The sequence below is a fragment of the Micromonospora zingiberis genome (genome assembly GCF_004331455.1).
Classification (GTDB): Bacteria; Actinomycetota; Actinomycetes; order Mycobacteriales; family Micromonosporaceae; genus Micromonospora; species Micromonospora zingiberis.
Map to the genome: position 1 here is coordinate 445554 of NZ_SJJR01000001.1, position 14392 is coordinate 459945.

Annotated in this window: 14 protein-coding genes; 6 read left to right on the forward strand and 8 right to left on the reverse strand. The window is 71.4% G+C overall.

The window, feature by feature from the left end; all coding sequences use genetic code 11:
* Nucleotides 1-7: 7 nt before the first annotated feature.
* Nucleotides 8-484 carry a hypothetical protein gene (locus tag E0H26_RS01950; RefSeq protein ID WP_131300095.1) on the reverse strand — a complete coding sequence of 159 codons (477 nt, stop codon included), beginning with the start codon at nucleotides 482-484 and terminating at the stop codon, nucleotides 8-10.
* 54 nt (nucleotides 485-538) lie between these two features.
* Between E0H26_RS01950 and E0H26_RS01955 the strand changes: the two genes are divergently transcribed.
* Nucleotides 539-1351 (forward strand): type 1 glutamine amidotransferase family protein, encoded by an 813-nt coding sequence (locus E0H26_RS01955; protein WP_131300097.1) that lies wholly within the window; start codon nucleotides 539-541, stop codon nucleotides 1349-1351.
* Between the two features lie 174 nt (nucleotides 1352-1525).
* A complete protein-coding gene (locus E0H26_RS01960; protein WP_131300099.1) occupies nucleotides 1526-1870 on the forward strand; it encodes a nitroreductase/quinone reductase family protein in 345 nt (114 codons plus the stop codon).
* A gap of 125 nt (nucleotides 1871-1995) precedes the next feature.
* Here the strand turns inward: E0H26_RS01960 and E0H26_RS01965 are convergent, their stop codons facing one another.
* From E0H26_RS01965 to E0H26_RS01980, 4 genes are read right to left on the reverse strand one after another with little or no spacing between them, the layout of a single operon-like run.
* Nucleotides 1996-3144 carry a serine hydrolase domain-containing protein gene (locus tag E0H26_RS01965; protein ID WP_131300101.1) on the reverse strand — a complete coding sequence of 383 codons (1149 nt, stop codon included), beginning with the start codon at nucleotides 3142-3144 and terminating at the stop codon, nucleotides 1996-1998.
* A 6-nt stretch (nucleotides 3145-3150) separates the two neighbouring features.
* Nucleotides 3151-3978: a carbohydrate ABC transporter permease gene (locus tag E0H26_RS01970; protein WP_206024802.1), complete on the reverse strand. Its 828-nt coding sequence runs from the start codon at nucleotides 3976-3978 to the stop codon at nucleotides 3151-3153.
* A complete protein-coding gene (locus E0H26_RS01975) occupies nucleotides 3975-4946 on the reverse strand; it encodes a carbohydrate ABC transporter permease (RefSeq protein WP_206024804.1) in 972 nt (323 codons plus the stop codon). The genes E0H26_RS01970 and E0H26_RS01975 overlap by 4 nt, the downstream gene beginning before the upstream one ends.
* A gap of 45 nt (nucleotides 4947-4991) precedes the next feature.
* Complete coding sequence (locus E0H26_RS01980; RefSeq protein WP_131300103.1) at nucleotides 4992-6353, reverse strand: ABC transporter substrate-binding protein; 1362 nt, start codon at nucleotides 6351-6353, stop codon at nucleotides 4992-4994.
* A 282-nt stretch (nucleotides 6354-6635) separates the two neighbouring features.
* Between E0H26_RS01980 and E0H26_RS01985 the strand changes: the two genes are divergently transcribed.
* From E0H26_RS01985 to E0H26_RS01995, 3 genes are read left to right on the forward strand one after another with little or no spacing between them, the layout of a single operon-like run.
* Nucleotides 6636-7760, forward strand: a complete 1125-nt coding sequence (locus E0H26_RS01985; protein WP_240741963.1) for a LacI family DNA-binding transcriptional regulator — start codon at nucleotides 6636-6638, stop codon at nucleotides 7758-7760.
* A gap of 50 nt (nucleotides 7761-7810) precedes the next feature.
* A complete protein-coding gene (locus tag E0H26_RS01990) occupies nucleotides 7811-8764 on the forward strand; it encodes a glycoside hydrolase family 68 protein (protein ID WP_131300105.1) in 954 nt (317 codons plus the stop codon).
* Nucleotides 8757-9740: a carbohydrate kinase family protein gene (locus E0H26_RS01995; protein WP_240741964.1), complete on the forward strand. Its 984-nt coding sequence runs from the start codon at nucleotides 8757-8759 to the stop codon at nucleotides 9738-9740. The genes E0H26_RS01990 and E0H26_RS01995 overlap by 8 nt, the downstream gene beginning before the upstream one ends.
* Nucleotides 9741-9776: 36 nt before the next feature.
* Here E0H26_RS01995 and E0H26_RS02000 read toward each other — a convergent pair whose 3' ends face one another.
* Both E0H26_RS02000 and E0H26_RS02005 read right to left on the reverse strand, forming a co-directional pair.
* Nucleotides 9777-10298 carry a flavin reductase family protein gene (locus E0H26_RS02000; protein WP_131300107.1) on the reverse strand — a complete coding sequence of 174 codons (522 nt, stop codon included), beginning with the start codon at nucleotides 10296-10298 and terminating at the stop codon, nucleotides 9777-9779.
* 174 nt (nucleotides 10299-10472) lie between these two features.
* Complete coding sequence (locus tag E0H26_RS02005) at nucleotides 10473-11420, reverse strand: NAD(P)-dependent alcohol dehydrogenase (RefSeq protein ID WP_131300109.1); 948 nt, start codon at nucleotides 11418-11420, stop codon at nucleotides 10473-10475.
* Nucleotides 11421-11503: 83 nt separating this feature from the next.
* Between E0H26_RS02005 and E0H26_RS02010 the strand changes: the two genes are divergently transcribed.
* Complete coding sequence (locus E0H26_RS02010; protein WP_131300112.1) at nucleotides 11504-12160, forward strand: TetR/AcrR family transcriptional regulator; 657 nt, start codon at nucleotides 11504-11506, stop codon at nucleotides 12158-12160.
* A 69-nt stretch (nucleotides 12161-12229) separates the two neighbouring features.
* Here E0H26_RS02010 and E0H26_RS02015 read toward each other — a convergent pair whose 3' ends face one another.
* Nucleotides 12230-14344 carry an amylo-alpha-1,6-glucosidase gene (locus E0H26_RS02015; RefSeq protein WP_131300514.1) on the reverse strand — a complete coding sequence of 705 codons (2115 nt, stop codon included), beginning with the start codon at nucleotides 14342-14344 and terminating at the stop codon, nucleotides 12230-12232.
* Nucleotides 14345-14392 lie beyond the last annotated feature (48 nt).

Genomic DNA, 14392 nt, shown 5'->3' on the forward strand with positions numbered 1-14392 from the left:
GCGAGGCTCAGCGACCCGCCGGGCCCGCGAAGCCGGCTCCGGCGGCGGCGAGGTGCCGGCGGGCGGTGTCGATGAAGTCGCCGAACGGCTCGTCGGGTTGCCACTGCTCGTACGCGGTCATCAGGGCCGCCATCACGACGTTCAGTTGCAGCCGGGCCGCGGGCAACTGCTCGGCCGGGGTCCGCCGCTCGACCCACTGGCGGAGGTCCTCACTGATCCACCGACTGCCCTTGCCGAACGTCGCGGCCATCGCGGGGGCGGACGCCTTGATCCGCCGCAGCGCCACGAACGAGTCCTCGATCGAGGCCAACCCTTCCAGGACGGTGGCGGTCAACGCCTGCCAGAGCGGCTCGGTGTCGACGTGCCGGGCCTGGATGTCGGCCCAGACGGCGCGCTCCTGCGGGTCCGGCTGGGTGATGACGTCTTCCTTGGCCGGGAAGTAGTTGAAGAAACGTCGCCCGCGAGACGGTTCGAGGGCACGCACGAGTTCACCTTCGCCACCGTCGACGGCGATCTGCCGCAGGTCGACATCAACGGCATGGCGTTGCCGTACTTCGCCGTCGCCGAGCTTGCCGCGACGATGCGGCAGGCCCGGGAACTACAGGCCGACCCGGCTTTCGACCTGGCCAACTACCGCGACCGGTACGCATCCCTGGTCACCCGCAGCGACCAGGAGCTCGGGGTGTTGGCGCGACACCTGGGGCAGGTCACGCTCTCCGACGTACTCCCCGGCACCGACCGGGAGGCCGCCGCCATCCAGGCGGACCTGACCGCCCGGCTGGCCACCCTGCCCCGACGCGACTACCTCTCCGCTCGGCAGATCGTGGCGCGCCACCGCGACCCGGGTGACGACTTCGACCTGGCCGAGTTCGACTTCTTCCACGCACCCGGTGGTCACGCGCCGATGATCAGCTTTCGGGACGACCCGTGGCTGGGCGAGTTGCTGCACGTCCTGCGGGAGAACGAGGTGCTGGTCTCGCTGATCTGCCACGCGCCGGTGATCCTCACCTCGACGCGGTCGCGCATCGACGAGCACGGCAACCCGTACCGGCTCGACGCGAACCCCTTCGCCGGGACCACGGTGAGCACCGTGCCCAAGGCCGCCGAACGCGCCGCCGAGGACTACGGCTACCTGCACGTGCCCGACCAACAGACCCGGCTCACGTACTACATCGACGAGGCACTTGAGGCCGCCGGAATCCACAACCTGCACAAGCCCAATCCGGCCTCCGTCGAGGTGTACTACGAGCCCTCCGTCAAGGTCGTCTCGACCAACGGCCCGCAGGGCGTGGACGCCCTCGCGGACGAGATCGACAAGCTGCTCACCGGCATGACGGCGGCGCACCGCTGAGCCAGCTCGCCGAGGAGGCGGTACGTCACCCGGAGCCGGGTGACGTACCGCCTCACCAGTGCGCTCGCAACACGTGGGGCCGGGGACGGCGAGCCCGTCGATCGGCCCCCTGAGCCTCCGTGTTAGCTTCGCCAGCAATCGGTACTGTCGCTTGTGGAGGATCTGTTGGCACGAATGGGACCGCGGACCAGGCGAGTCGTCAACCGCGTCAACTCGGCGGTCATGGCGCTGCGCTCCTCGCCCGGACTGGGCCCCCTGCTCAGCAGGAACCTGACAGTGGTCACCTACACCGGACGCCGCTCGGGCCGCACCTTCAGCACCCCGGTGTCGTTCCGACGCGCTGGCGACACCGTCACGATCAGCGTGGCGATGCCCGACTCGAAGAACTGGTGGCGCAACTTCCTGGGTGAGGGCGGCCCGATCGCCCTGCAACTGGACGGCGTCGACCGAACCGGGCACGCGGTCGCCCGACGCGACGACCGGGGACGGGTGAGCGTCACCGTACGCCTGGAGGGTTGATCCCTCCGCCGGCCGCTGCCCGCTGAGGCGGGCTCGGCGGGACGCGGTGACGAGCCGGTGCCCACGCGGAGCGGATGGCGCGGGCACCGGACGATCAGCGGGCAGAGCCGGGCGGAGCTGTCCCGCTACTCCCCCAGGCAGTCGCGCACCGCCGCGCTGAGCAGGTTGGCGCGCTCGTCGTCGATGCCACCCATCTGGTTGACCACGTAGCCGAAGCCGACCTGGTGGGTGTCGTCGCCGAAGGCCAGGTGCCCGCCCGCGCCGTCGTGGCCGAAGCTGCGCGTGCCGAGCATCGGCCGGGGCACGGAGTGCACCAGGAACCCGGTGCCCCACCGGTGTCCGGCATCGGGGTGTCCGTACACCTGCTGCCCGGCGACGCGGAGGGTGAGTGCGTCGTCGACGGACGCGGTGGTGAGCAGCCGGGGTCCGCCGACCTCGGTGACGCAGGCGCCGTAGAGGCGGGCCAGGCTCTCGGCCGTGCTGACCGCGCCCGCGCCGGGGATCTGCGCCGCCTGGATGGCCGGGTCGTTGAAGCTGACCAGGCCGTCTTCGTCGGCGGGGAAGGCGAAGGCGCCGCCCATGGTGATGCCGCGCTCGGCGACCGGGTGGTTGGCCGGGCCGAGGTCACCGATCGGCCCCAGCATCCAGGCGACCGCGTCGCGTTCGGCGGCCGGCAAGCCGATCCAGGTACGCAGGCCGAGTGGCTCGGCAAGGTTCCGGGCGAAGTAGGCGCCCGGCATCTCGCCGGTGATCCGGCGGATCACCTCGCCGATCAGCCAGCCGTAGGTGATCGGGTGATAGCTGTGGGCGGTACCCGGCTGCCACAGTGGCGTCTGGTCCTCGATCGCCTTGATCACCGGGTCCCAGGCGAGCACTTCCTCGCGGGTGAACTGCTTGTCCAGCGCCGACAGGCCGGACTGGTGAGTGAGCAGCCAGCGTACCGGGATCTCCGCCTTGCCGTGCTTGCCGAACTCGGGCCAGTAGCGGGTGACCGGCGCGTCCAGGTCGAGTTGACCCTGCTGGACCAGCAGGTACGCGCAGATCGCCATGATCCCCTTGGTGCAGGAGAAGACGACGGCGGTGGTGTCCGCAGTCCACGGGCGCCCCGCCCGGGGGTCGGCCGACCCGCCGTGCAGGTCGACGACCTTGCGACCGCGCAGGTAGACGGCGACGGCGGCGCCCACCTCCCGGCGGTGGGCGAAGTTGTCACGGAACACGTCGGCGACCCGGCCGAAGCCGTCGTCGACGTCACCGTGGATCTGGGTGTCGGTCACGACCCGCTATCCCTTCACGGAGCCCTGGAGCAGGGCCTTGATGAACTGTCGCTGGAAGATCAGGAACACGATGAGGGTGGGGGTGAGGATCAGCAGCGACCCGGCGCACAGCAGCACCAGGTCGGTCCCCCACTGTCCCTGGAACGCGCCCAGCGCACCAGCCATGGTCCGTTTGGTGGCATCGTCGACCATGACGATGGCGAGCAGGAACTGGTTCCAGGTCCAGAGGAACAGCAGGATCGTCAGCGAGGCGATCGCCGGTCGGGCCAGTGGCACGTGCACCCGCCAGAACAGCTGCCAGGTGTTGCTGCCGTCCACCCGGGCCGCCTCGGACAACTCGCGGGGCACGTTGGTGAAGTGGGCCCGCATCCAGAACACCGCGAACGGCATGTAGAGGCCGATCAGTGGCAGGATGATCGCCCACCGGGTGTTGAGCAGGCCCAGGTCACGCATCTGGTAGTAGAGCGGGGTGACCACTGCCTCGAAGGGCAGGGTGAGGCCGAGCAGCAACAGCCCGAAGGCGATGTGACCGCCGGGCACCCGCAGGTGGCCGAGCCCGAAGCCGGCCATGGTGGCGATGAGCACCCCGATCGGTACGACCCCGGCCACGATGAGCATGCTCGACTTCAGCAGGGCACCCATGTTCGCGGCGGTGAAGGCGTCGACGAAGTTGCTCCACTGTGGGTCCGCCGGCCAGGCGAGGCCGGTGGGTACGGTGCCGCGTGGTTGCAGGGCCGCCGACAGCATGCTGAGGAACGGCAGCAGGGTGACCACGACCAGGGCGATCAGGAAGATCCGTCCGCTCACCCGCTCGCTGCGACTGGTCATGTTCATGGCTTCTCCCCTCGGGTCAGCCGCTGGATCGGCAGTACGCAGAGCAGCACCAGCAGCATCAGCACCACGCCCAGGGCGGAGGCGAGCCCGACCTGCCGCTGGGAGAAGGCGAGCCGGTAGATCTCCAGACCCGGCACGGTGGTCTGGATGCCCGGGCCGCCGCTGGTGGAGATGTAGACGATGTCGAAGCTGGCCAGCGCGGCGATGACGGTGACGGTGAGGCAGACGCCGATCTCCTGGCGCAGGCTGGGCAGGGTCACCGCGAAGAACTCACGGATCGGGCCGGCCCCGTCCATCCGGGCCGCCTCGTAGAGCGACGGATCGATCTTGCTCATGCCGGTGACCAGCAGGATGGTGCAGAGGCCCAGCATGATCCAGGTACCGATCACCCCGACCGCCGGCAGCGCGGTGTTGAACTCGCCGAGCCAGGGGCGGGTGATGGCCTCCAGTCCGATGGCCCGCAGCACCTGGTTGACCAGGCCGCTGCTGGACAGCACCCAACTCCAGGCGATGCCGGCCGCGACCAGTGGGATCACCTGCGGCAGGAACAGCACGGTACGGACCAGGGTGCCGCCCGGGCCGGTGGTGATGCGCCGCACCAGGCTGGCCACCAGCAGGCCGAGCGCGACCGGGATGAAGCTGAAGAAGATGATCAGGATGAACGCGTTCGAGATGATCTTCAGCAGGTCCCGGTCGGTGAAGACGGTCAGGTAGTTGTCGAACCCGACCCACCGGGCCGGTCCGATGCCGTTCCAGCGGTACATCGAGTACTGCACGGTCAGCACGAGCGGGCGCAGCACGAAGAACCCGTACATGATCAGGGCGGGCAGGACCCAGAGCCAGCCGATCCACCGGGCCGTGCGGCCCCACCGCTTCCGGTGGAGCCGCACGGGTCGCTGGGGGTCCGCCCCGCCGGGCCGGGGCGCGGTGCCCGGCCCGGCGGGGACGCTGCCGAGGGCAGACGTCATCGGATTCCTTCCGTGGATACCCCTGCCGTCAGGCGGGGGAGGACGTCAACGGGACAGTTCCTTCTCGTACTCGGCCTGGACCGCCTTGACGTATCCCTCGGGGGTCTGCTGGCCGGCGATCAGCTTCTGCATCTCCGGAGTGATGGCCGCGGCGAAGATGCCACCGGTGGCGTTGGCGGTGAAGTCGACCGCACCGTTGTCGGCACCGAGCTGCTGCGACGCCTTGAGGGTCTCGGCCAGTACGGTGCCGTCGCCGACGGCCGGCAGGGCCAGGTCACTCGGGCCGCCCGGGTGCGAGCCACCGACGTTCACCGAGATCTCCCGGGCCTTGTCGTTGGTGTGCACCCAGTTGAGGAAGTACGCCGCGGCGTCCGGGTTCTTGGCCTTGGCGCCGACGCCGAAGGTGTTCGGGGCGGACATCGCGACGTGCTTGGCGCCGGCACTCTCACCGGGGAAGAGGAAGAAGCCGACGTCACCGGCCATGTTCTTGTCCAGGTTCGCCGACTCCCAGTCGCCGTTGAACATGAACAGGCCGTTGCCCTTCTGGAACTCGCCCATCATCGCGGTGTAGTCGATGGCGTTGGCGTCCTTCGGGAAGTAGCCGGCCTTGGCCCACTTCTCGATGGTCTGGGCGGCCTTGAGCGAGCCAGGGGTGTCGAAGGTGGCGCCCGGCTTCTGGAAGATCCAGTCCGCGATCTGGCTGGCGTCACCGAACTGGTTCTGCAGCGCCTGGTACGGGAAGTTGATGCCGGCGGTGTTCTTGTTGAACTGCATGATCGGCAGCAGGTCGGCGGCCTTCGCCTTGGCCAGCAGGTCCTCGAACTCGGCGATGGTGGCCGGCGGCTGGGTCATGCCGATCTGCTCGGCCTGCTTCTTGTTGTAGAACACACCGGTGACGCTGTAACCCAGCCCCATGCCGTAGAGGGTGCCGCTGCCGCGCTGCGCACCGCCGTCGGTGAGCCGCAGCTGCACCAGCTGGGAGGCGGGGAACTTGTCCCAGCCGTGCGCGTCGAAGTACGGGTCGAGGTTCTTCAGCAGCCCGTCCTTGACCAGGTCGACCATGGTGGGCAGCCGGATGATGTCGGGCGCGTTGTCCGAGGAGAGCACGCGCGGCGCGTTCTCGACGATGACGGTGAACTGGTCCTCGCGGACGTTGAACTTGACGTTCGGGTGCTGCTTGGTGAACTCGTCGGCGAGCGCCTTGGCCAGCGGGAAACCGGTCTCGGCGTACATTTCCAGGGTGATCGGGTCGGTTCCGAGCTCGGTGCTGACCTTGGCGTCGGAGTCACCCGACGTGGTCTGCTCCGTGCCCGGCGCGCTACAGGCGGTGATGGTCAGGCCGGCGGTAAGTAGCGGCACCAGCAGTGCCAGCCGGCGTCGGGTGAACCTGGTCGAGAACTCCGGCACCTCAATGCTCCTTGACTCTTCCGCGTGCCTCGCCGACTGGCGGCCGGGGGCGACCTCCGGTCCCGGCCACAGGCCGACAACGGACGTCGCGCACCGGAACTCCGGCTCGCGGTACCCAATGGGAAACTTGGCGGATTACGCCCTCCGCCAACAGCTGAACCTCGTCGCTAAACTGATTTAGCAGAGCATGCGCGTGATGCCGGGGACTGTCAAGAACGAGTTGGCAACGGTCCGGAAACAGCTGGTTCACCTGACCGGCCGTCGAGGGCGGGCCGCCCGCTGGTGACCAGCCACCGGCGGCAACGCATCATGGTGGGGGACAGCGGCGCCCGACGGACCGCCGCGATCGGAGGACTGATGGGCCGTAACCGAGTAACCCTGGCCGACGTCGCCAAGCGGGCAGGGCTGTCCAAGACGGCCGCGTCGATGGTGTTGAACGGGCGCGAGGGGACCCGGCTGTCCGCGGAGGCACACCAGCGGGTCTTCGCGGCGGCCGAGGAACTCGGTTACCGACCCAACGTGGCCGCGCGCAGCCTGCGTACCCGCAAGACCGCCACCATCGCCTTCGTCTCCGATATCGTCGCCACCACCCGCTTCGCCGGTGGTCTGATCCGCGGCGCCCTGGACGCGGCACGCGAACGCGACCACGTCCTGCTCATCACCGAGACCCAGGGCGACGCGGCGTTCGAGCAGTACGCCATCGAGGCGATCCTGGACCGTCAGGTCGACGGGGTGATCTACGCGGCCATGGCCACCCGCCGCCTGGCGGTGCCGCCAGCGATCCTCAGCGGCCCGGTGGTGCTGCTCAACGCGACAAGTGCCGAGAAGCTGCCCTGCGTACTGCCGGACGACGAGCGGGCCGGCGTCACGGTCGCCGAGACGCTGCTCGGGCACGGACACCGCGACCGGATCGCGCTGATCGGGCGCAACCGGCAGAAGGAACGCGATCCCGAGATCTCGCTCGCCGCCGAGGCCCGGCTGCGCGGCATCCGGGCCACCCTGGCCGCCGCCGGGGTCAAGCTGCTCAGCGAGACCTTCTGCCCCGAATGGCTACCGGAACACGGCTACACCGCGACCCGGGCGCTACTCGGCCGACCCGAGCGGCCGACGGCGATCATCTGCATGAACGACCGACTCGCCTTCGGCGCCTACCAGGCGCTCGGCGAGGCCGGACTGACCATCCCGAACGACATCTCGGTGATCTCCTTCGACGACGACCCCACCGCCTCCTGGCTACGCCCCCGGCTGTCCACCGCCGCCCTGCCGCACGAGCAGATGGGTCGCCGGGCGGTGGAGTTGCTGCTCGACGGCGAAGCCGAGTCGCCGTCGTTCGTACCGATGCCGTTGCGCCGGCGTCGTTCCGTGGGCCCGCCGGCCGGCTCGCCCTGGGTGGCGCCGCACGACTGACGGCCGCCCCGCGGTAGCCGCTAAACCGATTTACTGGTACGTTCCCCGCCATGTTACGTCTGCCCGACCACTGGGTGTGGGACAGCTGGTACGCCCAGGACGACAACGGTTCGTGGCACGCATTCTTCCTGCGTGCGTCCCGGGCCCTGCTCGACCCGCACCGCCGCCACCGGCGCGCCTCGATCGGCCATGCCGTCTCCGACGACCTACGCACCTGGCGGCTGGTTCCCGACGCGCTCGTGCCCGCCGACTCCCCCGGCTGGGACGACCTGGCCACCTGGACCGGCTGCACGGTCCGCGGCCCGGACGGGCGGTGGTACCTGTTCTACACCGGCGTCGGCCGGGCGGACGACGGCCTCGTCCAGCGCATCGGCCTGGCCGTCTCCGACGACCTGGTCACCTGGCACCGGCACGGCGACGGCCCCCTCGTGGAGGCCGACCCCACCTGGTACGAACTGCTCGACCGCGAGATGTGGTACGAGCAGGCCTGGCGTGACCCGTGGGTGTTCCCGGATCCGGCCGGCGACGGCTGGCACATGCTCATCACCGCCCGCGCCAACCAGGGACCCGCCGACGCGCGGGGCGTCGTCGGCCACGCGACCTCCCCGGACCTGCTGAACTGGACCGTCCAGCCGCCGCTGTCCGCGCCGGCCGGCTTCGGTCACCTCGAGGTGCCCCAGGTCGCCGTCGTGGACGGGCAGCCGCTGCTGCTGTTCTGCACCAACGCCATCGCCGCCAGCCGAGGGTCCGAGGAGCAGCTCTGGGTGGTGCCCGCGCCGACGGTCCAGGGGCCGTGGGACGTGTCGGCCGCTCAGCCGATCGCGCTGCCCGACCTGTACGCGCCACGGCTGGTGCCCGACGGCGACGGCTGGTCCCTGATCGGCTTCGTCGACCACGCCGACGGTCAGTTCGTCGGTGAGATCAGCGACCCGATCCCGGTCCGCTACGACCCGGCCGCCGGCCTGCTCACCCGGCTACCGGCAGCCGCGAGCACGGGTGGCTGAGGTGCGGGCGCCGGAACCGGCGCCGGAAATGGGCGACGACGCGGCGGTCACCGTCCTCGGTGAGGCGGTCGTCGACCTGGTGCAGGCACCGGACGGCCGGTTCGCCGCCCACCCCGGCGGCAGCCCGCTCAACGTCGCCGTGGGATTGGCCCGGCTCGGCGTACCGACCACGCTGCTCGCCCGCTTCGCCACCAGCCGGTTCGGCCGGCAACTGCGTACGCACGCCGAGACCAACGGCGTCGACCTGCGGCACGCCGTCGACACCGACGACCCGGCCACCCTGGCGATCGCCGCGCTGAGCGACGACGGGGTGGCCGCCTACGACTTCTACGTCAACGGCACCGCCGACTGGCAGTGGCGCGACGAGGAGTTGTCTCCGGCGTTGACCGGCCGAGGCATCCTGCACACCGGCTCGCTGGCGGTGTTCCTCTCCCCCGGCGCCGACCGGGTGGCCGACGCCCTGCGTACCGCGCGGGCCCAGGGCACGCTGGTCAGCGTCGACCCGAACATCCGGCCCGGCCTGATCGGCACTCCCGCCGAGGCCCGCACCCGCACCGAGCACCTGGTGCGGCTGGCCCACCTCGTCAAGGCCAGCGAGGAGGACGTGGCCTGGCTCTACCCGGGCTGGCCAGTCGAGGACGTCCTGCGGCACTGGCAGGATCTCGGGGTCACCCTCGCCGTGGTGACCCTGGGTGCCGGTGGGGCGGTCGCCTTCTCCGGCACGCGCGGGTTCCGGCAGCCGGCACCGGCGATCGACGTGGTGGACACCATCGGTGCCGGTGACGCGTTCACCGCCGGGATGCTCGCCGAACTGTCCCGGGCCGGCGCTGACTGGTCCGACGAGGACATCGCCGCCGCGCTGCGGTACGCGGTCGAGGTCGCCGCAGTCACCTGCACCCGTGCCGGCGCCGACCCGCCGTACCGGCACGAGTTGCGCGGTCGGGCGGGCGGCGGCGAGTCGGACGCGTCCACCTGACCAGGCCGGGAACGCGTGCTGTTCCGGTCGACCGGCTCAGCGGGCCGCCTCCCGGGCCACCGGCAGGCCGGTGTAGCCACCCCGGTGGTACAGCAGCGGTGAGCCGGCGTCGGCGCGGTGGAGCAGTTCCGGCTCGGCGAGCACGATGGCGTGGCTGCCGACCGTGACCCGGTCGATCACCCGGCAGAGCATCCAGGCGAGCGTGTCGGCCAGGACGGGCACCTCTTCCGGGCCGGGCCGCCAGCGGGTGGGTGCGGCGAACCGGTCGATCCCGCTGGTGGCGAAGGTCCGCGCGAGGTCCTGCTGATGGTGGGCGAGCAGGTGCACTCCGACATGCCGCGCGACGGCCACCGCAGGCCAACTGGACGCGGCGGTGTCCAGGCAGAACGACACGACCGGCGGCCGCAGCGAGACCGTGGTGAACGAGGTGGCGGTGAACCCGGTCAGCGGTGGCCCGGGTGCGGTGACCACGGCGACCGTGCTGGCCTGGTGACTCAGCAGGCGCCGTAGCTCTGTCACGTCGGCGTCGACGGGCGCGAGATCGTCGGTGGACGCCATGCGGTCCTCCCTGTGGTCCGGGCTGCTGGGGGCGAGCCGGGGCAGGCCCCGACCATATAACCTATTGGTCCGGTTGGTTATATGGGTATTGTGGGCCGACAGCGCGGACCATGACAAGGCGCACCCCGGGTACCCAGACCGTGGGCACCGTCGAGCACCCGGCGCCGGATGGCCCTACGGGCAGACCACCACGTTGCCGACCTTGCGGCCGCTGTCCACGCGACGATGGGCGTCGGCGATGCCGTCGAGGCCGTGGACCCGGTCGAGGACGACGGTCATCTCGCCCCCGGCGACGAGACCGAGCAGGAATTCGAAGTCGGCGACCCGCTCGGGCGCCGCCCCGGTCACCACGTTGCCGCGCGCCCGGATGGTCTCCCCGAGGCTCGCCACCACCAGCAGCAGCACCCCTTGGCTACCGAGCAGCCGCCGACCGGACTCGATCGACAGGTTGCCGACCGCGTCCAGCACCACGTCGAATCGCTCGGTGGTGGCCGCAAGGCCACCCTCGGCATAGTCGATGACCCGCTCGGCACCCAGCCCGGTGACCAGTTCGCGATTCGCCGCGCTGGTCACCGCGGTGACGGTCGCACCGAAGTGCCGGGCGAGCTGCACCGCGTTCGTACCGATGGCACCGGAGGCGCCGTTGACGAGCACCGTGGCGCCCGGCCCGACGTCCGCCTTGTCGCGCAGGAAGAACAGCGCCGTGCTGCCGCCGAAGAGCAGCCCGGCGGCGTCGGCGTGGGTGACCTCGCTGGGCTTGCGGGCCAGCCGGTCCGCCCGCACCGCCACGTACTCGGCGTGCGCGCCGAGCCGCACGCCGGTCATGCCGCACACCTCGTCACCTGGCGCGAAGCCACCGACCTGGGCACCGACCTGCTCGACCATGCCGGAGAAGGAGCTGCCCAGCGTCGGGCGACGGGGCCGGACGACGCCGAACGCCAGCCTCGCGGGCACGCCGAAGCCGGCCGGGAACCGCGCGCCCCGGATGCGGGAGTCGGCCGAGGTGACGGCCGCCGCCCGGACCCGCACCAGCACTTCCCCGGAACGGGGTCGCGGCCGGGCGACCTCGGCGAGGCGCACCACGTCGGGCGGGCCGTATCGATCCACAACTGCTGCCAGCACGGCGCTCTCCTTACACTCGTAAGTCTGGTGGCATGATAGCCTTACACCCGTAAGTCGGCAATCAGGACCGGAGTTTCCCTGTGATGGCTCGTCGTCCAGCGCTCAACCACGACCGCATCATCGCCGCGGCCGTACGGGTCGCCGACCGGGGCGGCGTCGCCCAGGTGAGCATGCGCAACGTCGGCAAGGAACTCGGCGTCGAGGCGATGTCCCTCTACCACCATCTCGCCGGCAAGGACGCGCTGCTCGACGGCCTGGCGAACTGGATCTTCACGCAGATCGAGCTGCCCGAACCGCACCAGCCGTGGCGGCCGGCCATGGCCGAACGGGCGGAGTCCAGTCGCCGGGCGCTGTCCCAGCACCCCTGGGCCCTCGGCCTCATCGAGTCGCGCCGCTCCCCCGGGCCGGCGCTCCTGCGCCACCACGACACGGTGCTCGCCTGCCTGCGACGCAACGGCTTCTCGGTCACCCTGGCGGCGCACGCCTTCTCGGCGATCGACGCCTACGTGTACGGCTTCGTGCTGACCGAGCTGAACCTCCCGTTCGAGGCCGGCGAGGGAGCCGACGAGTTCGTCGCCGAGATCCGGCACGCACTACCAGCCGACGAGTACCCGCACCTGGTCGAGATGATCACCAACCAGGTGGTGGGCCGCGACTACCGCTACGCCGACGAGTTCGGGTTCGGCCTCGACCTCATCCTCGACAGCCTCCAACGCCACCACGCCCGCGAGACGGCCTGACCGGGTCGGCCCCGGCTGTTGCTCCGGGTACGTCTCCTGCCCTCCGGCGACAGGAGACGTACCCGGAGGTCATCGGCCGGCGGCCCGCACCGAAGCGGCGCGCTGCGCCGGGATCGGGGCCGTGGTCACCGTCAGCCCGGCCGGCAGGCCCGAGACCGTGGCGTGCCCGGCGGCGTCGACGGTGACGTCGAGGTGGGCGTCGGCGATCCGCAGACCGGTCACGGAGACCGCACCGAGACCCGGGCCGGCCAGCGGCGCCACCCGTACGGTGCCGGCCGGCACGTCCGGGTAGACACCGGCGGCGGCGTGCAGCAGCGACACCGCCGCCCCGGCCGACCAGGCCTGGGGACGGCAGGCCGCGGGGTACGGCACCGGCCGACCGAGCCCGGACCGGTCGTCACCGCCGTGCAACTCCGGTAGCTGGTAGTCGAACGCCTCGGCGGCGGCGAGCAGCCCGTCGGCCAGCCGCAGGGCAGGCTCGTGGAATCCGGCCCGGGCCAGGCCGGCGAGCACGATGGCGGTGTCGTGGGTCCAGACCGAGCCGCAGTGGTACGACAGCGGGCTGAACCCGGCGTCCAGGGTCGACATCGTCCGCAGCCCGTACGCCCCGGCCAGGGTGTCGGTGCCGAGGAGCCGGGCCACCTGTGCCTGCTCGTCACCGTCGAGCAGACCGGTGCCGAGCAGGTGCCCGATGTTGCTGGTCAACGAGTCGACCGGGCGCTTGTCCCGGTCCAGGGCGAGGGCCGGCTGCGGACCGTGCGGGCCGTCGACCCAGTAGGCGGCCCGGAACCGGGCGGCGAGCCGGGTGGCCCACTCGCGCCAGCGGTCGCCGCCGGGCCGGTCGAAGGCGTCGAGCAGCGCGGCGCCGTTGAGGGCCGCCTCGTGGGCGTAACCCTGCACCTCGGCCAGCGCGATCGGCCCGGTGGCCAGGCTCCCGTCGCGGAACCGCACGGCGTCGCCGGAGTCCTTCCAGCCCTGGTTGGACAGCCCGTGCCCGGTGGTGTCGATGTACTCGATCAGCCCGTCGCCGTCGGCGTCGGCGTGCTCGCGCAGCCAGCCGAGCGCGGCCTCCAGGTGCGGCAGCAGCGGCTCGACCCGCACGGCGGGCAACCCCCAGCGCCACGCGTCGTGCAGCAGGTTGATCCAGAGCATGGTGGCGTCCACGGTGCCGTAGTAGGCCGGCGGCAGCCGCAGCCCGTTGTCGGGCAGGCTGAACTCGCCGCGCCGCAGCTCGTGCAGGATCTTGCCGGGCTGCTCGCCGGTGCCGGGGTCGGTGCGCCGCCCCTGCCGGCGGGCCAGCACGTTGAGGGTGCCCGCGGCCAGGTCGGTGCCGAGCGGCAGCAGCATCCGGGCGGCCCAGAGGCTGTCCCGCCCGAACAGGGTGAGGAACCAGGGCACCCCGGCGGCGAGGAAGACGTCGCCCGGGGCGTCGGGGTCGGCCAGCCGCAGCGCGTGCAGGTCGTCGAGGGCGCGATGCAGCAGCCGGGTCAACCGTCGGTCGTCGGCCCGCAGTTGCGGCTCGGCCCAGGTCGGCTCGGTGGGCGGGTACGCCACGACGGCGCGCGGGTCGGTGACGGTGAGCCGCCAGCGCAGGGTCCGGCTCTGCCGTGGTCCGAGGCTTACCGACCAGGCCAGCCGGGGGGCGTGGGACCGGTCACCGGCGAGGTCGAGTTGCGCGTCCTCGGCGGTGACCGTGACGGTGGTGCTGCCGGCGGTCCAACCGAGCCGGTCGGGCGCCAGCTCCTGCGCGGGCAACGACGCGGTGTCGAAGCCGGTCTTGACCCGTTCGATCGGGGCGAGGTCGCAGCCGAGGTCGACGGTGACGGTGGCCTGCACCGGCACGTCGGCGGTGGAGACCACCTGGATCTCCTCGGTGAGGCCGTACCGTTCGAGGCGGCGGATCCGGTCGAGCCGGACGGTCGGGTCGGCGCCGGGGTCGCCGAGCCAGCGGGCCAGACCGACGAAGCGGGCCGCGTGGGCGCCGACCGGCGCGTGCCCGATCGACTCGGGTTCCTGCTCGTCGACGCGCAGTTCGGCACGGGACAGGACGCGGGTGTCGGCGTGGAAGACGCCCTGGACGCCGAGCGGCCGGATCTGCCCGGCGGGGTCCCCCATCGCACTGGTCGGCGCGAGGACGACCCCGACCAGGTCATGCAGCAGGGGTTGCAGGTGGCGTGCGGTCACGTACGACTCCAGGTTCATCGGTGGAACAGCCTCTTGACAGACGGTTCC